Annotated in this window: 24 protein-coding genes and 2 tRNA genes; 16 read left to right on the plus strand and 10 right to left on the minus strand. The window is 54.9% G+C overall.

All coding sequences use genetic code 11. The features are described 5' to 3' along the window. Positions 1-49 precede the first annotated feature (49 nt). Both IB226_RS21035 and IB226_RS21040 read left to right on the plus strand, forming a co-directional pair. Positions 50-126 (plus strand) — tRNA-Asp (locus IB226_RS21035). Between the two features lie 8 nt (positions 127-134). Then, a tRNA-Trp gene (locus IB226_RS21040) sits at positions 135-210 on the plus strand. A 105-nt stretch (positions 211-315) separates the two neighbouring features. Here IB226_RS21040 and hdfR read toward each other — a convergent pair. After that, a complete protein-coding gene (hdfR, locus tag IB226_RS21045; protein ID WP_192236907.1) occupies positions 316-1137 on the minus strand; it encodes an HTH-type transcriptional regulator HdfR in 822 nt (273 codons plus the stop codon). Positions 1138-1258: 121 nt separating this feature from the next. Here hdfR and IB226_RS21050 point away from each other — a divergent pair, with 121 nt between their 5' ends. Continuing rightward, complete coding sequence (locus IB226_RS21050) at positions 1259-1597, plus strand: DUF413 domain-containing protein (RefSeq protein WP_008106616.1); 339 nt, start codon at positions 1259-1261, stop codon at positions 1595-1597. A 30-nt stretch (positions 1598-1627) separates the two neighbouring features. Here the strand turns inward: IB226_RS21050 and IB226_RS21055 are convergent, their stop codons facing one another. Continuing rightward, positions 1628-3148 carry a YifB family Mg chelatase-like AAA ATPase gene (locus IB226_RS21055; RefSeq protein ID WP_110867717.1) on the minus strand — a complete coding sequence of 507 codons (1521 nt, stop codon included), beginning with the start codon at positions 3146-3148 and terminating at the stop codon, positions 1628-1630. 328 nt (positions 3149-3476) lie between these two features. Between IB226_RS21055 and ilvL the strand changes: the two genes are divergently transcribed. The 6 genes from ilvL (at position 3477) to ilvA (ending at position 10037) form a co-directional block, all read left to right on the plus strand. Beyond that, a complete protein-coding gene (gene ilvL, locus IB226_RS21060) occupies positions 3477-3575 on the plus strand; it encodes an ilv operon leader peptide (RefSeq protein WP_071531048.1) in 99 nt (32 codons plus the stop codon). 149 nt (positions 3576-3724) lie between these two features. Beyond that, positions 3725-5371: an acetolactate synthase 2 catalytic subunit gene (gene ilvG / locus IB226_RS21065; RefSeq protein ID WP_110867716.1), complete on the plus strand. Its 1647-nt coding sequence runs from the start codon at positions 3725-3727 to the stop codon at positions 5369-5371. Continuing rightward, positions 5368-5625 carry an acetolactate synthase 2 small subunit gene (gene ilvM / locus IB226_RS21070; protein WP_101762784.1) on the plus strand — a complete coding sequence of 86 codons (258 nt, stop codon included), beginning with the start codon at positions 5368-5370 and terminating at the stop codon, positions 5623-5625. Before ilvG ends, ilvM begins: the two co-directional genes overlap by 4 nt. Positions 5626-5643: 18 nt before the next feature. After that, a complete protein-coding gene (locus IB226_RS21075) occupies positions 5644-6573 on the plus strand; it encodes a branched-chain amino acid transaminase (protein ID WP_007888821.1) in 930 nt (309 codons plus the stop codon). Positions 6574-6635: 62 nt separating this feature from the next. After that, positions 6636-8486, plus strand: a complete 1851-nt coding sequence (gene ilvD, locus IB226_RS21080; RefSeq protein WP_008106626.1) for a dihydroxy-acid dehydratase — start codon at positions 6636-6638, stop codon at positions 8484-8486. A gap of 3 nt (positions 8487-8489) precedes the next feature. Then, entirely contained in the window at positions 8490-10037 is a 1548-nt protein-coding gene (gene ilvA, locus IB226_RS21085; RefSeq protein WP_101762783.1) for a threonine ammonia-lyase, biosynthetic, read from the plus strand. On the opposite strand, the gene ilvY is transcribed toward ilvA, so the two are convergent. Next, positions 10038-10919, minus strand: a complete 882-nt coding sequence (ilvY, locus tag IB226_RS21090) for an HTH-type transcriptional activator IlvY (protein WP_110867714.1) — start codon at positions 10917-10919, stop codon at positions 10038-10040. Between the two features lie 161 nt (positions 10920-11080). On the opposite strand from ilvY, the gene ilvC reads away from it, so the two are divergent. Beyond that, on the plus strand, positions 11081-12556 hold the full coding sequence (gene ilvC, locus IB226_RS21095) for a ketol-acid reductoisomerase (RefSeq protein WP_008106632.1): 1476 nt from the start codon (positions 11081-11083) through the stop codon (positions 12554-12556). A gap of 273 nt (positions 12557-12829) precedes the next feature. Here the strand turns inward: ilvC and IB226_RS21100 are convergent, their stop codons facing one another. The 3 genes from IB226_RS21100 to IB226_RS21110 all read right to left on the minus strand — a co-directional run bounded on the left by IB226_RS21100 (position 12830) and on the right by IB226_RS21110 (position 16406). Next, positions 12830-14164 (minus strand): MFS transporter, encoded by a 1335-nt coding sequence (locus tag IB226_RS21100; protein ID WP_101762781.1) that lies wholly within the window; start codon positions 14162-14164, stop codon positions 12830-12832. 289 nt (positions 14165-14453) lie between these two features. Then, positions 14454-15461, minus strand: a complete 1008-nt coding sequence (yhjD, locus tag IB226_RS21105; protein WP_110867713.1) for an inner membrane protein YhjD — start codon at positions 15459-15461, stop codon at positions 14454-14456. A 45-nt stretch (positions 15462-15506) separates the two neighbouring features. Next, a complete protein-coding gene (locus tag IB226_RS21110; protein WP_101762793.1) occupies positions 15507-16406 on the minus strand; it encodes a LysR family transcriptional regulator in 900 nt (299 codons plus the stop codon). A 115-nt stretch (positions 16407-16521) separates the two neighbouring features. On the opposite strand from IB226_RS21110, the gene IB226_RS21115 reads away from it, so the two are divergent. Beyond that, entirely contained in the window at positions 16522-17280 is a 759-nt protein-coding gene (locus IB226_RS21115; RefSeq protein ID WP_110867712.1) for an SDR family NAD(P)-dependent oxidoreductase, read from the plus strand. A gap of 82 nt (positions 17281-17362) precedes the next feature. On the opposite strand, the gene IB226_RS21120 is transcribed toward IB226_RS21115, so the two are convergent. Further along, positions 17363-18211 (minus strand): PhzF family phenazine biosynthesis protein, encoded by an 849-nt coding sequence (locus IB226_RS21120; RefSeq protein ID WP_192236908.1) that lies wholly within the window; start codon positions 18209-18211, stop codon positions 17363-17365. A gap of 113 nt (positions 18212-18324) precedes the next feature. Here IB226_RS21120 and IB226_RS21125 point away from each other — a divergent pair, with 113 nt between their 5' ends. Beyond that, the gene (locus IB226_RS21125; protein ID WP_101762777.1) at positions 18325-18948 is read left to right on the plus strand and encodes a glutathione S-transferase family protein; all 624 of its coding nucleotides are present in this window, start codon (positions 18325-18327) and stop codon (positions 18946-18948) included. On the opposite strand, the gene IB226_RS21130 is transcribed toward IB226_RS21125, so the two are convergent. Continuing rightward, a complete protein-coding gene (locus IB226_RS21130) occupies positions 18915-20405 on the minus strand; it encodes a PLP-dependent aminotransferase family protein (protein WP_192236909.1) in 1491 nt (496 codons plus the stop codon). The two genes, IB226_RS21125 and IB226_RS21130, sit on opposite strands and share 34 nt — an antisense overlap. Before the next feature lie 136 nt (positions 20406-20541). Here IB226_RS21130 and IB226_RS21135 point away from each other — a divergent pair, with 136 nt between their 5' ends. Continuing rightward, entirely contained in the window at positions 20542-21129 is a 588-nt protein-coding gene (locus IB226_RS21135) for a LysE family translocator (protein ID WP_176972553.1), read from the plus strand. A gap of 59 nt (positions 21130-21188) precedes the next feature. Here the strand turns inward: IB226_RS21135 and mqo are convergent, their stop codons facing one another. Then, positions 21189-22799, minus strand: a complete 1611-nt coding sequence (gene mqo / locus IB226_RS21140) for a malate dehydrogenase (quinone) (RefSeq protein WP_192236910.1) — start codon at positions 22797-22799, stop codon at positions 21189-21191. A gap of 535 nt (positions 22800-23334) precedes the next feature. Next, positions 23335-23574 carry a DUF1158 domain-containing protein gene (locus tag IB226_RS21145; protein ID WP_192236911.1) on the minus strand — a complete coding sequence of 80 codons (240 nt, stop codon included), beginning with the start codon at positions 23572-23574 and terminating at the stop codon, positions 23335-23337. 284 nt (positions 23575-23858) lie between these two features. Here IB226_RS21145 and mntP point away from each other — a divergent pair, with 284 nt between their 5' ends. The 3 genes from mntP (at position 23859) to dgcA (ending at position 26885) form a co-directional block, all read left to right on the plus strand. Then, positions 23859-24431 (plus strand): manganese efflux pump MntP, encoded by a 573-nt coding sequence (mntP, locus tag IB226_RS21150; RefSeq protein WP_101762773.1) that lies wholly within the window; start codon positions 23859-23861, stop codon positions 24429-24431. 479 nt (positions 24432-24910) lie between these two features. Then, positions 24911-25918, plus strand: a complete 1008-nt coding sequence (dgcN, locus tag IB226_RS21155) for an N-acetyltransferase DgcN (protein WP_192236912.1) — start codon at positions 24911-24913, stop codon at positions 25916-25918. Position 25919: 1 nt separating this feature from the next. Beyond that, a complete protein-coding gene (dgcA, locus tag IB226_RS21160) occupies positions 25920-26885 on the plus strand; it encodes an N-acetyl-D-Glu racemase DgcA (protein ID WP_192236913.1) in 966 nt (321 codons plus the stop codon). Positions 26886-26889 lie beyond the last annotated feature (4 nt).

Here is a 26889-nt window from a genome sequence, read left to right on the forward strand (position 1 = left end):
CGAAACACCTGAAATCAGAACGATTGTCTGATATCAGTACAGAATCGGTGGAGCGGTAGTTCAGTTGGTTAGAATACCTGCCTGTCACGCAGGGGGTCGCGGGTTCGAGCCCCGTCCGTTCCGCCACCCTAATTAGGGGCGTAGTTCAATTGGTAGAGCACCGGTCTCCAAAACCGGGTGTTGGGGGTTCGAGTCCCTCCGCCCCTGCCAGAAAATAATCCTTTGCTTCGGCAAAGGATTTTTTTTGTCCAAAATTCAGCAGTGAAATGAGTTTGAGTTTCACTGTGATCCACTCAAACTCCCTCTTTTATTATCTTATTGTGTCAAAACCGGATATTTAAGCAGCTGACGAATGTGACTTTGCTGATCGCTATTCTGCAGCCACACCGCATATAACGGTCGCACGGCGACGGGTGTATCTGGAATAACCATCAAATCACTAAAAATGCCGTGCCAAAAATCAGGTAAAAAGGCACAAGCACCGGTGGTATGCAGTAATTCGCGTGTTAAATGTGCGGATGTGGTGGTTAATACGGGAACATCATCACTAGACAGATAACTTTCATGCTGATGAAAATCTGCGCCCCATTCCAGCTTGATATAGTCATATTTTTCACGCTTCTCGGTTTTACGCGCCCGGAATAATGCGAGCGAAATATGCCCTATTTGCTGGCTGGTTAACTCATCCATTTTTGGCGCTTCAGTTGTGATCAACAGGTCCAACTGACGTTCATGCAATTGCTTAACCAGTAAATGTCGCTGGGCGATACGTGCCTCGAGATGAAGGCTTTCTCGATTCTCATAAAGTGTTTGCAACCAGGGAGTTAAGTACGCTTCCCAAAGGGATGCGCTACCTCCTATTGAAAGCTCATGATGCTGTTGTGTATGCGAAACTTCCTTTTTGGCCATCAGCCAGGTGCTCATCAAGCTTTCGGCATAGGGTAATAAACGCTCGCCTGCTGAAGTCAGCCGGATGTTATTACGGTGACGAGTAAAAAGGTTTACGCCCAGCTGATTTTCCAGCTGACGAATGCGAAAACTAACGGCAGATTGCGTGAGGTAAAGCGCTTCAGCAGCACGCCCGAAATGGCGTGTTCTGCTCACTTCGAGGAAAGTTTTCAGTAATTCCGTATCCACTGCATTCTCCCAAAAATTGTTTGTCGTACTGATTTAAATGTTTTGTTTTACACTCTGTCAAGCCTATCTAATACTCCGCGCCATAAATAGCACGGCCATATGAGAGTCAGGAGCGTGTAAAATGGCGGATAGCTTCGCAACAACGAATCGTTTCTTTGATAACAAACATTACCCACGTGGTTTTTCGCGTCATGGTGATTTCACCATTAAAGAAGCTCAGCTTCTGGAGCGCCACGGTTACGCCTTTAATGAACTGGATCTCGCTAAGCGTGAACCCATTACAGAAGAAGAGCGTTCATTTTTAGAAGTATGTCGTGGTCTTCGTGAGCCACAAACGGAAGCTGAACGTGTATGGTCGAAATATACCGCACGTATCAAGCGACCTAAGCGTTTCCATACGCTATCTGGCGGCAAGCCGCAGATGGATACGGTGGAAGATTTTAGCGATAGCGATGATTAAGAATAGCGGGGCTTATATAAGCCCCGTTTTTTATTCCAGAGTCTTGTGCAGATAGATCATTAAGCGGTCGATACTGCGATATCCCACCGCTTCCTGCAAATGACTACGAGTAATCTGCTCTTCACCTGCTAAATCAGCGATTGTCCTGGCCACCTTTAAAATCCGCTGCCAGGCGCGTACTGAAAGCCCCAACGAATTCAACACTTCTTCCAGCCATTCAGCATCCTGTTGCTTCAATGGACACCAGCGTAAAATCTCTGGGTTAGAGAGATGAGCATTCACTTTTCCGCTGCGTGCTGTTTGAATCTTTCGTGCGGCGAGGACGCGAGTTAAAACTTCAGCGCTGCTTTCGCTGACTTGTTGTTTCTTACTTAGCGATCCACTGGGCAGAAGTGGGACCTCTAACGATAAATCAAAGCGATCGAGAAAAGGTCCTGATAACCGATTGAGATAGCGCAACACTTGCTGAGGTGATGAGCGATTATGGTTGCCCTGATAATGCCCGGTCGGGCTGGGATTCATCGCGCCGATCAATTGAAAGCGCGCGGGATACGTCACTTTAGCGCGCGTGCGTGAAATGGCGATTTCCCCGGATTCAATCGGTTCGCGCAAAGCATCAAGCGTTCTGCGCTCGAATTCTGGCAGCTCATCGAGGAATAACACGCCATTGTGTGCCAAGGAGATTTCTCCCGGCCGCGGCAAGGAGCCGCCCCCAACCAGCGCATAGAGTGATGAACTGTGATGAGGCGCTCTGAACGGCCGTTTGCGCCACTGATGATGGAGATTGCCACTGCTTACCAGACTGGCGATAGCGGCGCACTCCAGCGCTTCCTGGTCGTCTAACGGTGGCATGATACCGGGCAGACGCGTCGCTAACATGGTCTTGCCGGTGCCAGGCGGCCCAATCAGTAATAGGTTATGCCCGCCAGCTGCGGTGATCTCCAGTGCACGTCGGCCCTGATCCTGGCCAATGATATCGCTGAGGTCCTGCTTTTCCTGTTCAAGCGTTTCGGGCTGATAATGCGCGACAGTGAGAGTGGTTTTGTTATGGAGAAACGCACAGATTTCTACCAGATGTTTGCCAACCAGCGTCTCGCCTTGTTGAATCAACCCTACATCCTGTTGATTCTGTTCAGCTAACACCATTTGTCTGCCTGCTTGCAGTGCCGCCATCGCAGCTGGAATAGCGGCCTGAACGCCACAGAGCGCGCCGTTAAGTGCTAACTCACCCAGGAATTCAAATTGCCCCAGTTTTGCGTCTGGCAGCTGCTCAGAGGCCGCCAGAATGGCGATAGCGATGGGGAGGTCATAGCGTCCGCCCTCTTTTGGCAGATCGGCAGGCGCCAGATTGATGGTGACGCGTTTCGCCGGGAAGGTGAACCCGCTATTGATAATCGCGCTTCGCACCCGTTCCCGCGCTTCTTTTACCGTGGTTTCAGGCAGTCCAACCAGCGTCAGGGCCGGTAAGCCGTTGCTGATGTGCACTTCCACCGTCACCAGCGGAGCCTGAACACCCAGCGCAGCTCGTGTTAATACCTTCGATAAAGACATAACCGCTCCTTGTTGTCCTTATCATCAAAGCAGCCAGACAGATGAACAATGGCTTACTGCTCAACTTCAGAGCCAAATTCCTTACATTCCCTGATAATTGCCGCTCTTTCACTGAAAATCAGAGCTTGATCGTAAACTCCAAATGAAGATTACGACGCGGGCGTTATGAATTTTTATCACAAATGTAAATAACCTTTTATTTACAATGTGATAACGGCGGGCCGCCAGCGGCATCATAAAATTTTCCAATGAAAATTATTGTCAACGACACGCTAACTATGGTAACTCTGTAGGTATTACTTCGAACAATCGAAAAAACAAACAACACATGAAAGCCCTTCTACAAGTGATTAGCCTAGTCGTGATTAGCGTGGTGGTGATTATTATCCCACCGTGCGGGGCATCGCTTGGAGAAAGAAAGGCTTAAAAATCAAGTCTGGAATTCCAAAAACCCCCGCACCGAAAGGTCCGGGGGTTTTTTTTTGACCAGGCTAAATATCAGCAAATTAGCGAGGAACAGATTATGAGCAGTAGCATAAAATTCTGTTGTTCCCCTAGGAATACAGGAGAATAACCATGACAGGTGCACAGTGGGTAGTTCAGGCTTTACGCGCGCAGGGTGTCGATACAGTGTTTGGCTATCCTGGCGGCGCAATCATGCCAGTGTACGATGCGCTCTACGATGGCGGCGTGGAACACCTACTGTGTCGTCATGAGCAAGGTGCGGTGATGGCTGCTATCGGTTATGCCCGCGCAACCGGCAAGACTGGCGTATGTATCGCCACTTCGGGGCCCGGCGCCACCAACCTGATCACCGGTTTGGCGGATGCGATGATGGATTCGATCCCGGTAGTGGCGATCACCGGCCAGGTATCATCGGCCTTCATCGGCACCGATGCCTTCCAGGAAATAGACGTTCTTGGTTTATCGTTAGCCTGCACCAAACACAGTTTCCTCGTTGAATCGCTTGATGATTTACCCTCTGTGATGGCAGAAGCTTTTGCCATCGCGCAATCGGGTCGTCCCGGCCCGGTACTGGTCGATATCCCTAAAGACATTCAGATCGCCAATGGCGAACTGACGCCTCATCTGCTGCCAGTTGAGGAAGAAATCGGCCACTCCGCGCAGCACATTGCAGAGGCGCGCACATTGATGGCGCAATCGCATAAGCCGATGCTGTATATCGGTGGCGGCGTGGGTATGGCGCAGGCGGTTCCAGCCTTACGTGCCATGGCGCAGGAAACCGGTATTCCGATGGTTTCTACGCTGAAAGGTCTTGGCAGCGCGGATGCCAGCAGCGATCTCTATCTCGGGATGCTGGGCATGCACGGCACCAAAGCCGCTAACCTCGCGGTACAATCCTGTGATTTGCTGATTGCGGTTGGCGCGCGTTTTGACGACCGCGTTACTGGCAAGCTGGACACCTTCGCGCCGCACGCCAGCGTCATCCATATCGATATCGATCCTGCCGAGCTGAACAAACTGCGCCGTGCTCACGTTTCACTACAAGGCGATATGAATCAGGTGCTGCCGGCACTGAGCATGCCAATGCACATTGATGGCTGGCGCAAAGAAGTCAGCGCGATGAAAAGCGAATTCGACTGGCGCTACGATCATCCCGGCGAAGCGATTTATGCGCCGTTGTTGCTGAAGCAGTTGTCTGACCGCAAAGCGGACAGCGCCGTAGTCACCACCGATGTAGGTCAACACCAGATGTGGGCCGCTCAGCACATGAGTTTCACCGCGCCAGAAAACTTCATCACCTCGAGCGGTCTCGGCACTATGGGCTTTGGCCTGCCGGCGGCGATTGGTGCGCAGGTGGCACGTCCAGATGACACAGTGATCTGCGTGTCTGGCGATGGTTCTATCATGATGAACATTCAGGAGCTGGGCACCATCAAGCGCGGCAAGCTGCCGGTGAAAATTCTGCTGCTGGATAACCAGCGTCTCGGCATGGTGCGCCAGTGGCAGCAACTGTTCTTTGATGGTCGCTACAGCGAAACCATTCTGACCGACAACCCCGATTTCCTCACGCTGGCCAGCGCGTTTGATATCCCAGGCCAGCGCATTAGCCGTAAAGATCAGGTCGACGCCGCCCTCGATGCTCTGCTGAACAGTGAAGGTCCTTACTTCCTGCATGTTTCGATAGATGAGCATGAAAACGTCTGGCCATTGGTACCGCCAGGTGCCAGCAACGCAAACATGATGGAGAAAACCGCATGAATCAGCATCAATTGTCTATCGAAGCCCGCTTTCGTCCTGAAATATTGGAGCGCATTTTACGTGTCGTGCGTCACCGTGGTTTCCAGGTGTGTGCGATGAATATGGCCACCGCGGTCAATGCGGAGAACATTAATATCGAAATGACCGTTGCCAGCCAACGCTCAGTCGATTTACTGTCTTCGCAGTTAAGCAAACTTATGGATGTCGCTTGCGTCGAGATCCAACAACAGACAACACAACAAATCCGCGCATAGTCGCCAAAGGAAAAAGCAATGAGTACGAAGAAAGCAGACTTTATTTGGTTCAATGGTGAGATGGTTAAGTGGGAAGACGCCAAGGTCAGCGTTATGTCTCACGCCCTGCACTACGGTACTTCTGTGTTTGAAGGCGTGCGTTGCTACGACTCACACAAAGGTCCAGTGGTGTTCCGCCACCGTGAGCATATGAAGCGTCTGCATGAATCCGCTAAAATTTATCGTTTCCCGATTAAAGCCAGCGTTGATGAGTTGATGGAAGCGTGCCGCGAAGTGATCCGCGTGAACAAACTGAAAAGCGCTTATATACGTCCGCTGGCCTTCGTGGGCGACGTGGGTCTGGGTGTGAACCCGCCAGATGGCTACACCACCGATGTAATCATCGCTGCCTTCCCTTGGGGTGCTTACCTGGGCGCTGAAGCGCTGGAAAACGGTATCGATGCCATGGTTTCTTCGTGGAACCGCGTTGCACCAAACACCTTGCCAACCGCCGCGAAAGCGGGTGGTAACTATCTCTCCTCTCTGCTGGTAGGCAGCGAAGCGCGCCGCCACGGCTATCAGGAAGGTATCGCGCTCGACACCAACGGCTATATTTCAGAAGGTGCTGGCGAAAACTTGTTCGAAGTGAAAGATGGCATTCTGTTCACGCCGCCGTTCACCTCTTCAGCGCTGCCGGGCATCACCCGTGACGCCATCATCAAGCTGGCACAAGACATGGGTATCGAAGTGCGTGAGCAGGTTCTGTCGCGCGAATCCCTGTATCTGGCCGACGAAGTCTTCATGTCAGGTACTGCAGCGGAGATCACCCCGGTGCGCAGCGTCGACGGCATTCAGGTCGGCGAAGGTAAACGTGGTCCGGTCACCGGTCGTATCCAGAAGGCATTCTTTGGCCTGTTCACTGGCGAGACGGAAGACAAGTGGGGCTGGTTGGATCCGGTTAACGCATAACGAGATTTTTTGCGGGCGTCAGATGGCGCCCGCAACCTTATTATTACTGGAGTAAATAGAGCATGCCTAAGTACCGTTCCGCCACCACCACCCATGGACGTAACATGGCCGGTGCCCGTGCCTTGTGGCGCGCGACAGGAATGACCGACGACGATTTCGGTAAGCCGATTATCGCCGTGGTCAACTCATTCACCCAATTCGTACCGGGCCACGTGCACCTGCGCGATCTTGGCAAACTGGTTGCTGAGGAAATCGAAGCAGCCGGCGGCGTGGCCAAAGAGTTCAACACCATTGCGGTGGATGACGGTATCGCCATGGGTCATGGCGGCATGCTGTATTCACTGCCTTCACGTGAGCTGATTGCCGATTCAGTGGAGTACATGGTCAACGCGCACTGCGCCGATGCTATGGTATGTATCTCCAACTGCGACAAAATCACTCCAGGCATGCTGATGGCGTCACTGCGTCTCAACATTCCGGTGATCTTTGTGTCTGGCGGTCCGATGGAAGCCGGTAAAACCAAACTGTCTGATCAAATCATCAAGCTGGATCTGGTTGATGCAATGATTCAGGGCGCCAACCCGAACGTCAGCGATGCCGACAGCGATCAGATCGAACGTTCTGCTTGTCCAACCTGCGGTTCCTGTTCCGGTATGTTCACCGCCAACTCGATGAACTGTCTGACCGAAGCGCTGGGCTTGTCGCAGCCGGGTAACGGTTCACTGCTGGCCACACACGCCGATCGTAAAGAGCTGTTCATCAATGCTGGTAAGCGCATCGTTAGCCTGACCAAACGCTACTACGAGCAGGATGACGTCAACATGCTGCCGCGTAACATCGCCACCAAAGCGGCGTTCGAGAATGCGATGACGCTGGATATCGCTATGGGCGGTTCCACCAACACCGTTCTGCACCTGCTGGCAGCGGCGCTGGAAGGTGAAATCGACTTCAACATCTCCGATATCGATCGCTTGTCTCGTAAAGTGCCGCAGCTGTGTAAAGTGGCGCCAAGTACGCCGAAATATCACATGGAAGATGTGCACCGTGCGGGTGGCGTTATCGCCATTCTCGGTGAGTTAGATCGCGCCGGTTTAATCGACACCAGCGCGCGCAACATCTTGCAGCAGAGCATGCGTGAAACCCTGGATCAGTACGACATCATGCTGACCAAAGATCAGGCGGTGAAGGATATGTTCCGCGCCGGTCCTGCTGGTATTCGTACCACCAAGGCGTTCTCGCAGAACTGCCGTTGGGACACGCTGGATGATGACCGTACCGATGGTTGTATTCGTACACGCGAACACGCGTACTCGCAGGATGGCGGCTTAGCTGTGCTTTACGGCAACATTGCCGAAGATGGCTGTATCGTTAAAACCGCGGGTGTAGACAAAGAGATCCTCACCTTCAAAGGCCCGGCGAAAGTGTACGAAAGCCAGGATGATGCAGTTGAAGCGATCCTTGGCGGTAAAGTGGTAGCCGGCGACGTCGTGGTGATCCGCTACGAAGGACCGAAAGGCGGACCGGGCATGCAGGAAATGCTCTATCCGACCACTTATCTGAAATCCATGGGCCTTGGCAAAAGCTGCGCACTGATCACCGATGGTCGCTTCTCTGGCGGCACGTCAGGCTTATCGATTGGTCACGCCTCTCCGGAAGCGGCGAGCGGCGGCACCATCGCGCTGGTGAAAGATGGCGACATGATTGAGATCGATATCCCCAACCGTGGTATCAAGCTGGCGGTACCGGATAATGAACTGCACGCCCGTCGTGAAGAAGAGCAAGCGCGCGGCGATGCGGCTTATACCCCGCACGGCCGCGTACGTGAAGTCTCCTTTGCCCTGCGTGCCTATGCATCACTGGCGACCAGCGCAGACAAAGGCGCGGTGCGCGATAAGTCCAAGCTGGGAGGCTAACCGATGGCTGAGTCTCAACCGCTCTCCGCGACGCCAAACGGCGCGGAGTATTTGCGCGCCGTGCTGCGTTCACCGGTGTATGAAATTGCCCAGGTGACGCCGCTGCAAAAAATGGAAAAAATTTCATCGCGTCTTGGCAACACCATTCTGGTGAAGCGTGAAGATCGTCAGCCGGTGCACAGCTTCAAGCTGCGCGGGGCTTACGCGATGATTGCCGGGCTGAACGAAGAGCAAAAAGCGCGCGGCGTGGTCACGGCTTCGGCCGGTAACCATGCGCAGGGCGTGGCGCTCTCGGCCAGCACGCTGGGTATCAAATCACTGATTGTGATGCCGCTGGCCACGGCAGACATCAAGGTTGATGCAGTACGCGCATTTGGCGGTGAGGCTTATCTGTTTGGTGCCAACTTCGACGAGGCGAAAGCCAAAGCGATTGAGCTGGCAGAGCAGCAGGGTTACACCTTCGTTCCTCCGTTTGACCATCCGGCAGTGATCGCCGGGCAGGGCACGCTGGCGATGGAGTTGCTGCAGCAGGACGCGCATCTTGATCGCGTCTTCGTGCCGGTCGGCGGCGGTGGTCTGGCGGCGGGTGTCGCGGTTTTGATCAAGCAGCTGATGCCGCAGATCAAAGTGATTGCCGTGGAATCGGAAGATTCAGCCTGCCTGAAGGCCGCGCTGGAAGCAGGTGAGCCGGTGGATTTAGCGCGTGTCGGCTTGTTTGCGGAAGGCGTAGCGGTCAAACGCATCGGCAGCGAAACCTTCCGTCTGTGTCAGGAGTATCTCGATGACATCATTACGGTGGATAGCGATGCGATTTGCGCAGCGGTGAAAGATCTGTTCGAAGATGTGCGCGCCGTGGCGGAACCTTCCGGCGCGCTGGCGCTGGCGGGTATGAAGAAATACATCCAGCTGCACGACATCAAAGGTGAGCGCCTGGCGCACGTGTTGTCGGGTGCCAACGTCAACTTCCACGGCTTGCGCTATGTCTCCGAGCGTTGCGAACTGGGCGAACAGCGTGAAGCGCTGCTGGCGGTCACCATTCCAGAACAGCAGGGCAGTTTCCTCAAGTTCTGTCAGACCATCGGCGGGCGCTCGATCACCGAGTTCAACTATCGCTACGCCGATGCGGATAACGCCTGCATTTTCGTCGGCGTGCGCTTAACGCGCGGGCTGGAGGAGCGCAGTGAGATCATCAGCCAATTGAGCGAAGCCGGTTATAACGTGGTGGATCTGTCTGATGACGAAATGGCCAAGCTGCACGTGCGCTACATGGTGGGCGGACGTCCATCCAAGCCGCTGCGCGAACGCCTGTTTAGCTTTGAATTCCCGGAAGCACCGGGCGCGCTGCTGAAGTTCCTGCAGACGCTGGGCGCGCACTGGAATATCTCGCTGTTCCATTATCGCAGCCACGGCACCGATTATGGCCGCGTGCTGGCGGCATTTGAAGCCAACGATCAGGAACCGGATTTCGAAACCCATCTCACCGCGCTGGGTTACGAATGGCATGACGAAGCGAGCAACCCGGCGTTCCGTTTTTTCCTCGCCGGGCAGTGATTACAGCTGGTGCCAGAACGCATTGATAAGCGGCTCTCCGAGCCGCTTTTTTTGTACGCAAACGCCGAGTTCCAGCGGTGCGACAGACTCCACATTCTCCAGCGTTAACACGCGATTGCGCACCGGTTCCGGGCTGTTCTCCAGCACCACATCCGGCAGCAGCGCAATACCACATCCCAGCGCCACCATTGACACAATCGCCTCATGACCGGAAACCGTGGCATAAATCTGCGGATTGGGAATGCGCTGGCGGCGGAACCATAAATCGATGCCGCGGCGTGCAGGTCCTTGTTCCGGGAGGATAAACGGAATTTGCGCCCAATCGGGTTGCTCCTGCGTCGCCTGATTGCGCACCGGGCAAGGCAGCGCCGGGGCGATCAGCACCAGCGGAATCAGGCCCAGTGGCGTAAAATCTATGCTGGCCGGCAGCGATTCTGGGCGACCGGCAATGGCGAGATCGGCCTCGCCGGACTGCACCATCTCAATCGCATCGGCGGCATCACCGGTGGTGAGTTTGATCTCTACCTGCGGATGTTCAGCGCGAAAGCGATCAAGAATCGGCGGCAGATGGCTGTAAGCGGCGGTTACCGAGCAGAACAGGCGCAGTTCGCCGCTCAGCGACGGGCCGTTAAGATCCATCACATGGCGTAACTGCTGATACTGCAGCAACGTCTGCTGCGCAAACTGGCGCAGGCGCTCACCGGCTTCGGTGAGCGTGACGGTGCGGTTATCACGCAGGAACAACGCGTGACCGACATCCTCTTCCAGGCGCTGAATCTGGCGCGAAAGAGTTGAAGGGCTGACGTGCATGGCACGCGCGGTGCGGCCAAAGTGGCAGCTTTCAGCCAGATGGAGGAAGAGTTTCAGGTCTCGTAAATCCATGCGCGTATCGCCTCAAGGTTATGTTGCAAATTATGCAATGTGACCTTGCTAATATATCAATTTAAGCAACGGAATTCCTGTCATATGATGGGGTCATTCGCGGCGTAAGAGATAACGTCGTTACTGAACAAAAACAAACACAACATCTAACCGGAGTACCCATGGCTAATTACTTCAACACATTGAATCTGCGCAACCAGTTAGCGCAGCTGGGCAAATGTCGTTTCATGTCACGCGACGAATTCGCAGATGGCGCTAGCTTCCTGAAAGGCAAGAAAGTGGTCATCGTTGGCTGTGGCGCTCAGGGTCTGAACCAGGGTCTGAACATGCGTGATTCTGGTCTGGACGTGGCGTATGCCCTGCGTGCTGAAGCGATTGCTGAGAAGCGTGCCTCTTTCCGCAAAGCGACCGATAACGGCTTTAAAGTCGGTACTTACGAAGAGCTGATCCCACAGGCCGATCTGGTGGTTAACCTGACGCCAGACAAGCAGCACTCTGCGGTCGTTCAGGCTGTTCAGCCGCTGATGAAAGATGGCGCTGCGCTGGGTTACTCACACGGTTTCAACATTGTTGAAGTGGGCGAAACCATCCGTAAAGACATCACCGTCGTAATGGTGGCACCGAAGTGCCCAGGTACGGAAGTACGTGAAGAGTACAAGCGTGGTTTCGGTGTACCTACGCTGATTGCCGTTCACCCGGAAAACGATCCAAAAGGCGAAGGCATGGCGATTGCTAAAGCCTGGGCAGCAGCGACCGGCGGCGACCGTGCAGGCGTGCTGGAATCTTCCTTCGTTGCGGAAGTGAAATCTGACCTGATGGGCGAGCAGACCATCCTGTGCGGTATGCTGCAGGCCGGTTCTCTGCTGTGCTTCGACAAGCTGGTGGCGGAAGGTCACGACGCGGCTTACACCGAAAAACTGATTCAGTTCGGCTGGGAAACCATCACCGAATCACTGAAGTTTGGCGGCATCACGCTGATGATGGATCGCCTGTCTAATCCGGCAAAAATCCGCGCTTATGCGTTGTCTGAGCAGCTGAAAACCATCATGGCTCCGCTGTTCCAGAAGCACATGGATGACATCATCTCTGGCGAATTCTCTTCAGGCATGATGGCTGACTGGGCTAACGACGACAAAAACCTGCTGACCTGGCGTGAAGAGACCGGCGCAACGGCATTCGAAAACGCACCGCAGTTTGATGGCAAAATCGAAGAGCAGGAATATTACGACAAAGGCGTCGTGATGGTTGCGATGGTGAAAGCAGGCGTTGAGCTGGCATTCGAAACCATGGTTGACGCGGGCATCATCGAAGAGTCGGCTTACTACGAATCACTGCACGAGCTGCCGCTGATTGCTAACACCATCGCACGTAAGCGTCTGTATGAAATGAACGTGGTTATCTCGGATACCGCAGAATACGGTAACTACCTGTTCTCCTTTGCGGCAGTTCCACTGCTGAAAGAGTTCATGACCACGCTGCAGCCGGGCGATCTGGGCAAAGCAGTTGAAGGTACGCAGGTGGATAACGCGCAGCTGCGTGACGTCAACGAAGCCGTTCGTCAGCACCCAATCGAATCTGTAGGCCGCAAACTGCGTGGCTACATGACCGATATGAAACGTATCGCTGTCGCTGGCTAAGCCACGCGCGGCACAGTTTTCAGCACAATAAAAAACCCCGGCTTGCCGGGGTTTTTTTATTCGTGCTCGCTGTTGCTCCAGGTATGTACTCGCTGTCCCCCATCCCGGCCTTCCCCCGCTTGCGGGGGAAGGAGACGCTGCCACATGCAGCTTCAGAACTCACATATGGCAGCATCTTCCTCCCCCATTTATGGGGGAGGACCGAGGAGGGGGACAGCGAGCACATACCTAAGGGACAGCAAGCACACACGACCCAGAGTACAGCCAGCTCAATCACACCGCTTCATACAGCGTCTGATTTCGCGTCTCTTTACAGGCAATCAGCGCGATCAACGTCAACACCGCCATCGAAGCCAGATAGAAACCCACCGCCTGCAAACCGTAATGGGCGTTCAGCCAGGTGGCGATATAAGGCGCTACCGAGGCACCAAGAATCGACGATAGGTTGTAAGAGAACGATGCGCCGGTATAACGCACTTCCGTTGGGAACAGCTCTGGCAGCAGCGCGCCCATCGGACCAAACGTCAGGCCCATAATGCTCAGACCAAGGATCAGGAAGCCCATTACCAGCACCTGAGAACCGGAACCCAGCAGCATTGGGAACATCAATGCAAAGGCGATAATCATCAACGTAATGGTGATCATGGTTTTACGACGACCAAAGCGATCGGCCAGCAGACCGGCAATCGGCACCATCACACCAAAACCAATCACCGCCACCATCAGCATCCACAGGAAGCTGTTACGCGAATAGCCAAGGCCAGCCGGTGCGGGTGCAGTGCCGTAACTCATCGAATACACGGTCATGATGTAGAACAGCGTGTAAGTGGCGAGCATGATGAAGGTGCCGAGAATGGTGGCGGTCAGATGCTTACTCAGCAGCGTGCCGATCGGCATTTTCACCTGTTTGTTCTCTTTCTGCACTTTGGCGAATACCGGGCTTTCATGCAGCGAAACGCGCACATACAGGCCAATTAACACCAGCACCGCAGAGAGAATAAACGGCACGCGCCAGCCCCAGTTCATGAACTGCTCGTCGGTCAGCAACCATGAAAGCAGCAGGAACGTGCCGTTAGCGAAGAAGAAGCCAATCGGCGCGCCGAGCTGTGGGAACGAACCATAAAGCGCACGTTTCTTCGCCGGAGCATTTTCGGTCGCCAGCAGTGCTGCGCCGCCCCATTCGCCACCAAGGCCAAGACCCTGACCAAAACGCGCCAGCGCCAGCAGCAGCGGCGCTGCCACGCCAATGGTTTCATAACCTGGCAGTAAACCAATCAGCACCGTCGAGACGCCCATGGTCAGCAGCGATGCCACCAAGGTGGCTTTACGGCCAACTCGGTCGCCAAAGTGTCCAAACACGGCAGAACCGATAGGACGCGCCACGAAGGCGATCGCGAAGGTCGCCAGCGACTGCAACGTGGCCACGGTCGGATCGCCCTGCGGGAAGAAGATGTGCGGGAAAATAATCACCGCAGCGGTGGCATAGATATAGAAATCGAAGAACTCAATGGCGGTGCCGACAAGCGATGCCACAACCACTTTGCCACGTGAATTGACCGGCGTGTCGTCGTGTTTTTTGTCGAGTGTTTCTGTGATGGAGGCTTGCATAAGTGTTTCTTAATTGTAAATGTAGACAGAGAATCTTACGCACCTGGTTTGCGGCATTCAATGGCGAAAAACCGCGTCAGACCGGGCTTTTTCGGCGAATAAGTGGATAATTTCTGAGTTGCCGCGATCAGTGGCGGATGGGAACGGGAAGTGTCACTTTTTTGGCGGGAATCTCTGCAAAAGGGCCAAATTAAAGTGACCCTTTAGCGTTTCCTGCTGGTTTTTGCTGAAAAAGCAGCCAGCAGGAGACATTTTTAGCTAGTACGGCAATTGTAACAACCTCGTTGGCTTATTTAGCCTGATGCGGCTGCGGCATCTCTTTATCATCTTTGTATTTGGCGGTGGCGATCCACGCGGCGCAGAACAGCGTCAAACGCGCAAAGAAGTAGAAAAACGCCATTAAGCCGAGCACTGAACCAAAAGCCGCGCCCGACGGCGAGCTTGCCAGCTTCGGCAGCGTCAGCGTCATTACAAACTTGATCACCTCAAAGCCAATCGCCGCCAGCAGCGTGCCGCGGAACAGCGCTTTTTTACGCGGCTTGTGGCGCGGTAAAATCCAGAAGATCCACAGGAAAAGCAGATAGTTAGCCAGGATAGAGATAGATAACGCAATCACCGTCATCGCTGGGCGCAGCCACTCAATGTCTTCCAGCCCCAGCGCGTTAACGATCGCTGCCTGCGCCGCGCCGGCAATCGAGGTCAGCGACAGCGTAATCACCAGCGCAAACATCAAACCCAACAGCGAAATCAGATCGCGCGCGTACTTCTTCCAGAATTTCTCCTGATCGTCCGGCGTGCGTTCCCACACGTCGCGTGACTGCGCGCGCACCGCTTCACGCAGGTTGCCCATCCAGTTAATGCCGGAGTAGAGCGCCAGCAGCAAACCGGTTAATCCTACTGTGGCACGCTGCTGAATCGCGGTATTCACCGTATTTTTCAGCGTGGTGGCCAGCGTCGGGTCGCTGATGCTGTTAACGATTTTGTTGATCAACTCGGTGAGCAAATCCTGATTCGACGCCAGCACAAAGCCGACTGCCGCAAAGGAGACCATCAAAATCGGTATCAGGGAGAGAAAGGAGAAGTAAGTGATCGCCGCGCCAAACTGACTACCGAGGCGATCGTTAAAGCGTTCCAGCGCGCGCATAAAGTGCGCCACCGCCGGAATCGCCTGGAACCAGGCAGCGAAGCGCGACACATTTTGAATCGAGCCATCCACGGTTTTATTGCCGGTTTTAATGTCAATCAGCGGCTTGGCTTCTGCCTCGGCCGCGGTCTGTTTAGGGGTTTTGTCCGTCATAGACGATAGTCATCCTGTTCACTGCGAAAATACAATTATAGTCTGCTAAGTTACATATTCCTGCAGGACTTGGCTGAGCCATTCCATAAACACTCGCACGCGGCGCGCCACGTTGCGGCGATGCGGATAAAGCAGCGAGATGGGCATCGGTTTCGCCGGGAAATGATGCAGCACTTCCACCAGTTGCCCCGACTCCAGTAGCGGCTGTACGCCAATCGCCGGCACCTGAATAATGCCGAGCCCTGCCATACAGGCGGCGCGATAGGTTTCGGTGCTGTTTACCGTCACTACGCCGCCGGTTTGAACGTAATGACACTGTTTGCCATCAAAATATTCAAAGCCCAATGAAGGTTGTCCCAGTTGCTGGGTGTAATGCACCATCGCGTGTTGCGACAGATCTTCCAGCCGCACCGGCATGCCGAAGCGGGAAAGGTAGCCGGGGCTGGCGCAGTTGATCAAGGCGTGCGAGCCGATTTTCCGCGCAATCAGCCCGGAATCTTTCAGCTCGCCGACGCGCACCACGCAGTCAAATCCTTCGCGAATCACATCAACCTGACGATCGCTGCTGCTCAACTCAATTTCCAGACCGGGATAGTGCTGCAAAAACTCCGGCAATCGTGGCAGCACAAAGCCGGTCGCCATCGCCACCGACATGTCCACGCGCAATTTGCCGCTTAAGGTGCCGGGATCGTGCTGGAACAGGCTGTCCATGTCGTCGAGCATCGATAGTAAATCGAGGCAGCGATCGTAATAAACCAGGCCGTCCTGCGTCAGATGCACACGTCGCGTGGTGCGATGCAGCAGGCGCGTCCCCATTTGATTCTCCAGCGCCTGCAGCTGGCGGGATACGCTGCCTTTCGGTAAACCTAAGCTTTCTGCCGCACGGGTAAAACTGCCCATTTCTGCCACCCGCACAAAAACCTGCATAGCGTGAATTTTATCCATGTTGTTCACCGATTGTTGTTGTTAGTGAAACAGTGCTGCGTATTCCTCTGCGTTTATAGATCAATTATTCACGAATATCCTTAACACGTGTTCAATTTTCCAACTGGAGCGAAACATGAGTCATAAAATTGCATTGATTACCGGCGGAAATCGCGGTTTAGGCAAGAATGGGGCGCTGAAACTGGCTGCCAAAGGCACCGATATCCTGTTTACCTATCGCGGTCACGCGGAAGAAGCGCAGGCGGTTGTGCAGGAGATTGAAGCGCTGGGCGCGCGTGCGGTGGCGTTACAGCTGGATGTAGGCGACACAGGCACGTTTGACGGCTTCGTGGCGCAGGTGAGAGAAGCGTTGCAGAAAACCTGGCAGCGTGACAGCTTTGATTATTTAGTTAACAACGCCGGTCACGGTCACTACAAGCTGTTCGCAGAGACCAGCGAAGATGAGTTTGACGCGCTAGTGAATGTGCACTTCAAAGGGCCGTTCTTCCTGACGCAAAAACTGCTGCCGCTGATCGTTGATGGTGGACGCATCCTGAATATCTCCAGCGGTTTAACCCGTTTAACGCTGCCGGGTTCAGGCACGTACGCCTCAATTAAGGGTGCAATGGAAGTGTTAACGCGCTATCAGGCCAAAGAGTTAGGCGAGCGCCATATCCGCGTCAACATTCTGGCGCCAGGTGCGATTGAAACTGACTTCGGCGGCGGTCGCGTGCGTGATACCAAAGATCTCAACGACCATATCGCTTCCGTCACCGCGCTGGGCCGCGTCGGTTTGCCAGATGATATCGGCGATGCCATCAGCGCGATCCTCAGCGATGAAACCGGCTGGATCACCGCACAGCGCATTGAAGCCTCAGGCGGCCAAGGTCTGTAAAAATATAAACTGATGCACATATTCGTAGCGGCGCAATTTATTGCGCAATAAATTGCGCCGCTACGGATGGTGCAGATTACAATTACAGCTCAATCGTCCCGTCAATCACCGTCACGGTTTGGCCACCAATCCAGATCGCTTTATCGCTAAAACTCACCTGAATGCGACCTTCCCGGTGAATCGCGCTGCCCTGACGTGCCCGATAATCGCGCGTTTGCTTGTTAGCCTCGAAATAGCGCGCCAGACAGGCGTTGGCGCTGCCGGTCACCGGATCCTCAGTCAAGCTGCCGTTCTCAACCAGCAATGCGCGCACTTCATACTGCTCGTTTTCGCCCGACGGTAACGCACCAAAAATCGCCGTACCGTTAACCTCAGCATGCTGATGTAAACGGTGTAAATCGGCTGCTGACGGCACCACATCCAGCACCGCTTGCGCGCTACTCATCGGAATCAGCAACCAGCGAATACCCATATCAACGATGCTCGGCATTTGGCTGAGATCGAAGCATTCACTGTTCAGCGCGCTGCTCATCAGCGCATCACTGAACGGCGTTAATGTGGCGGCAGGCGCGGCAAACGCCAGCGCACCGTCATCGCTGATTTTCACCTCAACCAGACCAACGCCGCACTCCTGCACGATTTTGCCCGGCGTTTTCAGCGGCCAACCGGCTTCCAGCAGCGCATGCGCGGTGCCTAACGTCGGATGCCCGGCAAAAGGCAGTTCACCTTCGACGGTAAAAATGCGCACGCGGTAATCCGCCGCCGCATCCTGTGGCGGCAGCACAAAGGTGGTTTCCGACAGATTGGTCCAGCGCGCAATCGCCGTCAGCTGCGCGTCACTCAATCCCTGTGCATCCATGATCACCGCCAGCGGATTACCTTTAAACGCTGATGAGGTAAACACGTCCACCTGTTTAAATGCGACCTTCATTGTCACTCCTTCCTCGTTGAGGTTGTCTGAAATCGGGATTTACATCCTGCTGATTGCGAAAGGCCAGCAACAGGGCTATGAATAGATTAAGAATTCTGGAATCGGAGTCCGCAATGTTAAAAGTTCTTGGCCGTACTTCATCAATAAACGTGCGAAAAGTTCTGTGGCTGTGCGCAGAACTCGATATTGCGTACGAATTAGAACCCTGGGGCGATGATCCACAATCGCTGCACTCGAAAGAGTTTATGGCACTCAATCCCAACGCCATGGTCCCGGTAATAATCGAGGACGACTTCGTGCTGTGGGAATCCAACGCTATTCTGCGCTATCTCGCCAACAGCAATGGCGGCGAATGGCTCTATCCCGACAATCCCCGCGCGCGCGCGCCAGTTGATCAGTGGATGGATTGGCAAGCCACCGAACTTAACACGTCCTGGCGTTACGCATTTATGTCGCTGGTGCGCAACTCGCCGGCGCATCAGGATCCCCGCTTGCTGGCGGCGGCGGTGAAAGGCTGGACGCACACCATGAACATACTCAACCAGCATCTGGAGAAAACCGGGCGCTATGTCGCAGGCCGCAATTTCTCGCTGGCCGATATTCCGGTTGGGCTGGCGGTGAACCGCTGGTTTGAAACCCCGCTGGAACACCCTGACTTCCCGGCGGTTCAGACTTATTACGAACGCCTGACCGAGCGCGAGCCTTACACCACCTGGGGCCGCAACGGCAAACCCTGATCCTGTCCCGGCGCGAGGCCTGTCATTTCACAGGCCAGCGCGCCGGTGCGCTGCAGCGCCCAAGTATAACGTTCATCAAACGGGTAGCAGCAGGAGAGGCGCAACGCATGTTTATAGCGATCGCTCAGGGAGTAGAGCGCGCCCGGCGTCACACAGATTTGCTCCTGCAGCAGACGATGAAACATCTCTACGGTATCAATGTTCCCCGGCAGTTCGACCCAAAAAACAAACCCGCCGCGCGGCAGGGTCGCGCGCGTGCCCTGCGGAAAGTGGCGTGCCAGAATCCCGCGCGCCGCATCCAGATTGGCGGCATAGCGCCGACGCAGCGTGCGCAGATGATGATCGTAGCCGCCGCTGGCAAGAAATTCCGCCAGGGTTTCACTTAACAAGCGTGATTCCGCCATCGACGACACCGCTTTGAGGTGAGCGATAGCGTCATGAAAACGCCCGGCAGCAGTCCAGCCGACGCGGAAATCAGGCGCCACGGTTTTGGTAAAGCTGGTGCAGTAAATCACCCAACCCTCGCTATCAAACGCCTTTACTGGCGGCGACAGCGGCCACTCAAACTGCAATTCGTCGTACAAACCATCTTCCAGCAGCGGAACGTGGTAAGTGTTCACTAACTTCGCCAGCCGCTTTTTATTCTCTAGCGGCATCACATATCCCAGCGGGTTCTGCGCGCCGGGCATGGCAATCACCGCCTGAATCCGCTTCTCCTGCAGCAGCATCTCCAGCGCATCCAGCGACAATCCCTGCTGCGGATCGGTAGGAATTTCCAGCGCTTTCAGCCCCAGTGACGCCAGCAGCGGGAACAGGAAGAAATAGGTCGGCGACTCCAAACCGATGCAATCGCCGGGTTTAGTCACCGCGCGCAGCGCCAGCTGGAGTGCTTCCATGCAGCCGTGCGTCAGTGTGATCGCCTGCGGCGGCAAGTTGATGCCGTTGTGCAGGGCACGACGCGCAATCTCCTCCCGTAAGCGCTCACTACCGGGTGGAAGCGCATAGCGTCCGATAATGTCGGGATTCTGGCGCAAAATCGACGCAGTAATTCGCCCGATCCGCGCCGCCGGATAGAAGGTGCCATCCTGCGGACAGGCTAATGAGATATTGGTGTAATCGGGATTATTTTGCGCCGCGAACACTTGCTCAATCAGCTCCAGCTTCTGCGCGCTGGGATCGTTGATTTTTGCCGGTAGCGGTTTTACTGAACGCGTCACGGCGGGCAGCACGCCACGCACGTAATAACCCGACTGCGGCCGCGATTCAATCAGGCCGCGATCTTCGAGGATTTGCCATGCATTGAGCACGGTATTGATACTCACCTGATGCGATTGTGCCACGCGGCGTATCGCCGGCAGCCGTTTACCCGGCTTCAGCGTGCCCTGATGTATCGACTCGGCAAAGCTATCGACCAACTGTTGATACAGCGTTTGACCGGATGAGAGTGGAAGGGACACAAAAGCCTCCGCGCGCGATGGGTACAATTCATTTTTGAAACAACTGTACCCATTACAATAGTGGTTTTGTGTCTCTGTTTCCATTGCAACATACGCATTAGCATGAAGGCATCATTGATTCTTCAGGAAGCGCATCATGCTCGATCCCTCATTCTTCAGCTACGTCACCGTAATGTCGATCACGCCGGGTCCAAATAACCTGCTGCTGGCAACGTCGGGTGTTAACTTTGGCTTTAAACGCACGCTGCCGATGCTGTTTGGCATCCTGCTAGGCTGCGCAATACAGATGCTGCTGGCGAGCGTGGCGCTGGATGCGCTGCTGCACTGGATGGGCGCGATTCGCCTGCCGCTGACGGTAGTCGGCTGTAGCTATCTGCTGTGGCTTTCGTGGAAGATTTTCCGCGCTGGCGCGCCGCAACTGCGTGAACGCCCGCGTCCCATGACGCTAATTGGCGGCATCTGTTTCCAGGCGGTGAATCCCAAAGCCTGGCTGATGGTCACCAACGTGGCGCTGATGTACGCCAACAGTAACGGCGTGCTGACGGTGCTACTGGGATTCGCCGCACTGAATCTGCCGTGCATTTTGATTTGGGCAGCGCTGGGCGATCGCCTTCGCAGCCATCTGCAGGTCGCGTGGAAACGTCAGGCGTTTAACAGTTTGATGGCGCTGTCGCTGGTGGCGACAACAGTGTGGATGTTGTACGACGCGGTGCTGCTGAGCTAGCCATAAAAAAGAGGCCGCTTTCGCGGCCTCTCATCTTGCCAACATCTGATACTACCTTGTTACTTGCCCACCACGTGCGCGGTTTCGCGCGCTTCATCGTTGGCGGCATCGGGTGTAATCACCGGTTCGTAGTCGAGTTGCAGCACGCGACTGGTATCGGCCAGCACTTTCTCGGTCAGTGCGACGTCGCCGTTCAGCTTGCGGCCCCACGATGGGATCACCATGCGGATTTTGGTCTGCCACTCCGGTGAACGCATCTGTTCCGGGAAGGCTTTCGCCATCAGCTCGAGCATAATCGGTGCGGCGGTGGAGGCGCCCGGTGAGGCACCCAGCAAGGCGGAAATGGTGCCATCTTCCGAAGTCACCACTTCAGTACCAAGACGCAGCACGCCACCTTCAACGGCATCGTTCTTGATGATTTGCACGCGCTGGCCAGCAGTGACTAAACGCCAATCTTCCTGCTTCGCCTGCGGCACGTAAGCGCGCAACGCTTCCATACGATCGCTGTCGCTTTGCAACACCTGATCAACCAGATATTTCACCAGGTCGAAGCTCTTCAGGCCAACCTGCACCATCGGCTTGAGGTTGCTGGTGTTCATCGCGCCGAACATATCCAGCAGCGAACCCTCTTTGAGGAATTTGGTTGAGAAGGTAGCAAACGGCCCAAAAAGCAGCACCTGTTTGCCATCCAGCACGCGGGTATCGACGTGCGGCACCGACATCGGCGGTGCGCCGACGCTGGCTTTGCCATACACCTTCGCCATATGCTGTTTCACCACGTCAGGATTTTCCGTCACCAGGAATGAACCGCCCACCGGGAAACCGGCGTAGCCTTTCACTTCCGGAATGCCGGATTTCTGCAGCAGCGGCAACGCCGCACCGCCGGCACCGATAAACAGCTGGCGCGTGGTCAGCACACGATTTTCACCGCTGGCCAGATTATGCAGCGTGACCTGCCAGCGACCGTCGCTCAGGCGTTTGATATCACGCACTTCCTGGCGCAGACGCAGGCGGAAATTGGCTTTCTTCTCTAAAGAGGCAATCAGCTGACGCGTTACTTCACCGAAGTTCACGTCGGTACCCATTTCGGTCCAGGTCGCCGCCACTTTCTGTTTGCTGTCGCGGCCGTTCATCACCAGCGGAATCCACTCCGTGATTTGATCGCGATCTTCAGAATAATTCATGCCGCGGAACAGCGTGCTTTTCTGCAGCGCATTGAAACGCTTACGCAGGAATTCAACGTTATCGTCGCCCCAGACGAAACTCATGTGCGGCGTACTGTGGATAAAGCTTTTGGGATTGCGCAGGTTGCCTTTCTGCACGTGATACGCCCAGAACTGACGCGAAATCTGGAACGATTCGTTAATTGCGACCGCTTTGGCGATGTCGATGCTGCCATCCGCCTTCTGCGGCGTATAGTTGAGCTCCGCCAGCGCGGCGTGACCGGTTCCGGCGTTGTTCCAGCCATTAGAGGATTCAACGGCCACATCATCAAGACGTTCAACCATCTCAATCGACCAGTCAGGCTCGAGATCTTGCAGCCATGCGCCCAAAGTCGCACTCATCACGCCTGCGCCAATCAGCAGTACGTCGACGTCTTTTCGTTCCTGAAGGTTTGCACTTTCCATTGAAGCGGCGGCGAGCGCCAGATTTACCGCAGTAGTACTCATGAGGCGACATCTCCTCTCTCTGTTGACCTGAAGCTCAACAGGTTCGCAGGCGAAATAGCCGCGCTTCTTTCGAGCGCGTGGCGCTATCTCTCAAAGGTTAAGACTCAGGTATAAGTCACGGGGACGATAACGGTTAACTGCACGTTATGCATATGCATTCGAATATAACATTCTCGTATCGGAATTAAACGTTTGTTTATTTTTTAAAGGCGGAAATGATTCAGCATAAGAATTAATCAGCTCAACCTCGTGGTTATAAGGGATTTTTATCTCTTAATCAGACGGTTAGCGTAATGCAGTTGTTACGCTATTGTGAGGGGTTTTGGCGGGGGTGAAAACGGCGGGTGATATGCATCACATTTTAATATGTTGAAAAATATATGTTTTAACTAAATTGATTATTTATGCGGATTTTATGTTGCGCGATATTTCGCCATGTCGTGTAAAAGTAATGTTACATTTTTGTGGTGATGAATTGAGGTATGGCCGCGTAAAGCTGCCAGAAGAAAAATGCATCACCTTGCCGGAAAAACGATCAGCGCGATCGGCGGCGCCACAGGAAGCGAATGACGAAAAACTCGATCGCGCCCAGCAGCAAAAACCACAAACTAAAGACGATGGTATACAGCTGATTAACATCCATCAAATGCAGGCTTTCCTGCAATTGTCTTGCCAGCTCAATACCAAATGAAGGCGCGGGCAGCAGCAGGGCGGAAAGAAAGCCTAGCAGCAGAATGCCGCCTGGGATGATCAGCGTTTCGAATGGGTTATTCATGGTCATTGTCCAAATCAGTTAGCGCGGGCATTAGCGCATAAAACCGCGCTACGGTGCAATCCCCGCGCCGGCTCGCGCTCAGAAATTTCTTCTATTCCATTCACTTAGCGTAAAAAATAGCGGAAGTTAAGAGTTATAGCCTTTGCTATACTTAAATCCCTGATTTTACTGTCTTTTTTTTGCCGTTTTTGCGTGTTAGACTGCGCGCACTTTTTCATTACTGAACAATAAATGCGGAGAAGTAGCGGCTTTAGCGCCGGTTCCGCGACATTGATTGAAAACCCATGACATTTATCGCAACCCTGATTTTGGCCTTTGGCATGTCGATGGACGCTTTCGCCGCAGCACTGGGCAAAGGCGCGTCGCTGCATCGCCCAGGTTTCAAAGAGGCACTGCGAACCGGCCTGATTTTCGGCGTTATCGAAATGTTGACGCCGCTGATTGGCTGGGCAATTGGCCTCGCGGCCAGCCGCTACATCATGGCGTGGGATCATTGGGTGGCATTCGTGCTGTTAACCGTGCTGGGCGGCCGTATGATGATGGAAGGTTTTCGTCAAACCGCTGACGAGCCGTGCGAAGCGCCGCAGCGTCATGGTTTTATGGTGCTGGCGTTAACCGCCGTCGCCACCAGTCTTGATGCGCTGGCCGTCGGTGTTGGCCTGGCGTTCCTGCAGGTGAATATCATCATGACCGCCGTCACCATCGGCGCGGCGACCACTATCATGGCAACCACCGGCGTATTGGTTGGACGCTTTATCGGCCCGGTGATGGGCAAATGGGCGGAAGTGTTGGGCGGAGTAGTGCTGATCAGCATTGGCTGCACCATTTTAAGCGAGCATTTAGGCTGGTTTAACTAACCACGTTGTCGTTGTGCCATTCATGGCGACCTCTTCTTAACACCCGCACCAACCCCCAATTCTGTGATCTACTTCAAAAATAATTGCGGTAAAAACGCTCAGCGGCTATACTTTTTGCGTATTTCTTCAACAATTTTTGAACCAGGTGCTTTATGAAACGCTTTTTCCGCTACGTGTTCCGTTCTTATGTCGAGACTTTCAAACACGTACCGCCGGGTGCTTTAAACTAAGCATTCCGTCAAATACCCTCGATAATCGCGGTCAGGGATCGACCTGTGGTTATCAACGATTTTCTTATCTATCCAGCCGCTAATCTCCCCATTTTTCCCCTAACTCGCTGATAAAACTCCTCAGCCATTAGATTTCGATCTGGCTATAGCCGCACGTTATACCCCGCTACTAAACAAGCATTCGTCACCCCATCTTCTGCGTGAAATAGTCAATTCAGGCCCTATAAACCGTCTGAAACGAGAAACATCATGCTGATCCCACAACCTTATTTACTCTTCCTCGGCGACGTTACCGATCCACTGGCCGCTAAAACCGCACGCGGCATTCACGTCTGGCGTCCAGAGCAGTGCGTTGGCGAAATCAAACTGCCGGGCTGCACCGTCACGCTTGGCCTCGACGTCCTCGACATCGCCGCTGCCAAAGCGCGCGGTGCCAAAACGCTGGTGCTCGGCACCGCCAATGCTGGCGGTTACTTGCCCACGCATTGGCTCGACACGGTAAAAAGCGCCCTCTCTGCCGGGATGAACGTGGCCAGCGGTTTGCACCATCGTCTGGTGGATGAGCCGGAGCTGGTGGCGTTGGCCAAAGAGTTCGGCGTTGAACTGTTCGACCTGCGCCACATGCGCCCAAAACTGGAGGTCGGCAGCGGTAAAAAGCGCACAGGTAAGCGTGTACTTACTGTCGGCACCGATTGCTCGGTAGGCAAGATGTACACCTCGCTGGCGCTGGAAGCCGCGATGCGTGAACGCGGCATGCAAGCCGATTTCCGCGCCACCGGCCAGACCGGTATTTTGGTCGCGGGCGAAGGTATCGCGATTGATGCAGTGATTGCCGACTTCATCGCCGGCGCGGTCGAAGCGCTGTCGCCAGCCAATGACGCCGATCACTGGGATATCGTTGAAGGTCAGGGTTCGCTGTTCCATCCTTCCTACGCTGGCGTCAGCATGGGCCTGATCCACGGTGCGCAGCCGCACTGGCTGGTGATGTGCCATGAAATGGGGCGTCCGCATATGCGTCATCTGCCGCATCAGCCAATGGTCAGCCTGAAAGATTGCGTTGAAGCCAACCTGCGCGCAGCGCACGTCACCAGCGACGCGGTTCAGCTGGCCGGTTTCGCCATCAACACCTCGAACTACAGCGAAGACGAAGCGCGCGCCTATTGTGCAGAGATCAGCGCCGAATTCGGCGTGCCTGCCACCGATCCGGTGCGTTTTGGCATTGCGGATATCGCCGCGCTGCTGCAGGAGCGTGGCTAACATGCGGCGCATGCAGATTGAAGTGCTGGAGCTGCCGCTGGCGCGTCCTTTCGCCATCTCACGCGGTACGCGCACCGCAGTCACGGTGATTCGCGTAACGCTGGAGCAGAACGGCTTTATTGGCCGCGGCGAATGTACGCCAACGCCGCGCTACGATGAAACGCCAGAAAGCGTCAACGCCGAACTGGAAGCGCTGCGCGCTGCCATGGAAGCGGGCCTGAGCCGCCTCGATCTGCAAAGCCGTTTATCAGCGGGTTCAGCGCGTAATGCGCTGGACTGTGCGCTGTGGCGTCTCGATGCCGCGCTGGCGAAGCACACGCTGTGGCAACAGTGCGAGCGTCGTCAGCCGCCATCGGTGATCACCGCCGAAACTCTCAGCCTCGACTCCATCGAAAACATGGCCGCCGCCGCTGCCGATGCGGTATCACGCGGCGCCATCCTGCTGAAAATCAAACTTAATCGCGACGACATTCTGGAGAAAGTCGCCGCGATTCGTCAGGCCGCGCCGCGCGCCACCTTAATCATTGATGCCAATGAAGCCTGGTCGGGCGTGGATTTGCCCAGCCTGTTCAACGCGCTGGCGAGTTTTAACATCGCGATGGTCGAGCAGCCGCTGCCGGCGGGTCAGGATCAGGCGTTGCAGCGCTTCACGCACCCGATTCCGGTGTGTGCCGACGAGAGCTGCCACACCCGCGAGGACATCGCGCCGCTGCGCAATCGCTACGAGATGATCAACATCAAGCTGGATAAGTGCGGCGGTTTGACCGAAGCGCTGGCGATGGTGGAGGAGGCGCAGAAGCACGATATGCGGTTGATGGTCGGCTGCATGCTCGGTTCTTCACTGGCGATGGAAGCGGCGCTGCCGGTGGCGATTGCCGCTGAACATGTCGATCTCGATGGCCCCATTTGGCTGGCCGCCGATAGCTCGCCCTTCCTTTCTTACGCTCAAGGCCAAATCTGGCTGTAACCCG

This window comes from Pantoea sp. PNT03, from assembly GCF_014852515.1.
Lineage (GTDB): Bacteria > Pseudomonadota > Gammaproteobacteria > Enterobacterales > Enterobacteriaceae > Pantoea > Pantoea leporis.

Bases quoted from the DNA above. Each gene is read 5' to 3' on its own strand.
- IB226_RS21050 (WP_008106616.1), top strand. From the start codon at position 1,259: ATGGCGGATAGCTTCGCAACAACGAATCGTTTCTTTGATAACAAACAT.
- IB226_RS21055 (WP_110867717.1), bottom strand. From the start codon at position 3,148: ATGTCTTTATCGAAGGTATTAACACGAGCTGCGCTGGGTGTTCAGGCT.
- ilvL (WP_071531048.1), top strand. From the start codon at position 3,477: ATGAAAGCCCTTCTACAAGTGATTAGCCTAGTCGTGATTAGCGTGGTG.
- ilvG (WP_110867716.1), top strand. From the start codon at position 3,725: ATGACAGGTGCACAGTGGGTAGTTCAGGCTTTACGCGCGCAGGGTGTC.
- ilvM (WP_101762784.1), top strand. From the start codon at position 5,368: ATGAATCAGCATCAATTGTCTATCGAAGCCCGCTTTCGTCCTGAAATA.
- IB226_RS21075 (WP_007888821.1), top strand. From the start codon at position 5,644: ATGAGTACGAAGAAAGCAGACTTTATTTGGTTCAATGGTGAGATGGTT.
- ilvD (WP_008106626.1), top strand. From the start codon at position 6,636: ATGCCTAAGTACCGTTCCGCCACCACCACCCATGGACGTAACATGGCC.
- ilvA (WP_101762783.1), top strand. From the start codon at position 8,490: ATGGCTGAGTCTCAACCGCTCTCCGCGACGCCAAACGGCGCGGAGTAT.
- ilvY (WP_110867714.1), bottom strand. From the start codon at position 10,919: ATGGATTTACGAGACCTGAAACTCTTCCTCCATCTGGCTGAAAGCTGC.
- ilvC (WP_008106632.1), top strand. From the start codon at position 11,081: ATGGCTAATTACTTCAACACATTGAATCTGCGCAACCAGTTAGCGCAG.
- IB226_RS21100 (WP_101762781.1), bottom strand. From the start codon at position 14,164: ATGCAAGCCTCCATCACAGAAACACTCGACAAAAAACACGACGACACG.
- yhjD (WP_110867713.1), bottom strand. From the start codon at position 15,461: ATGACGGACAAAACCCCTAAACAGACCGCGGCCGAGGCAGAAGCCAAG.
- IB226_RS21110 (WP_101762793.1), bottom strand. From the start codon at position 16,406: ATGGATAAAATTCACGCTATGCAGGTTTTTGTGCGGGTGGCAGAAATG.
- IB226_RS21115 (WP_110867712.1), top strand. From the start codon at position 16,522: ATGAGTCATAAAATTGCATTGATTACCGGCGGAAATCGCGGTTTAGGC.
- IB226_RS21120 (WP_192236908.1), bottom strand. From the start codon at position 18,211: ATGAAGGTCGCATTTAAACAGGTGGACGTGTTTACCTCATCAGCGTTT.
- IB226_RS21125 (WP_101762777.1), top strand. From the start codon at position 18,325: ATGTTAAAAGTTCTTGGCCGTACTTCATCAATAAACGTGCGAAAAGTT.
- IB226_RS21135 (WP_176972553.1), top strand. From the start codon at position 20,542: ATGCTCGATCCCTCATTCTTCAGCTACGTCACCGTAATGTCGATCACG.
- mqo (WP_192236910.1), bottom strand. From the start codon at position 22,799: ATGAGTACTACTGCGGTAAATCTGGCGCTCGCCGCCGCTTCAATGGAA.
- IB226_RS21145 (WP_192236911.1), bottom strand. From the start codon at position 23,574: ATGAATAACCCATTCGAAACGCTGATCATCCCAGGCGGCATTCTGCTG.
- mntP (WP_101762773.1), top strand. From the start codon at position 23,859: ATGACATTTATCGCAACCCTGATTTTGGCCTTTGGCATGTCGATGGAC.
- dgcN (WP_192236912.1), top strand. From the start codon at position 24,911: ATGCTGATCCCACAACCTTATTTACTCTTCCTCGGCGACGTTACCGAT.
- dgcA (WP_192236913.1), top strand. From the start codon at position 25,920: ATGCGGCGCATGCAGATTGAAGTGCTGGAGCTGCCGCTGGCGCGTCCT.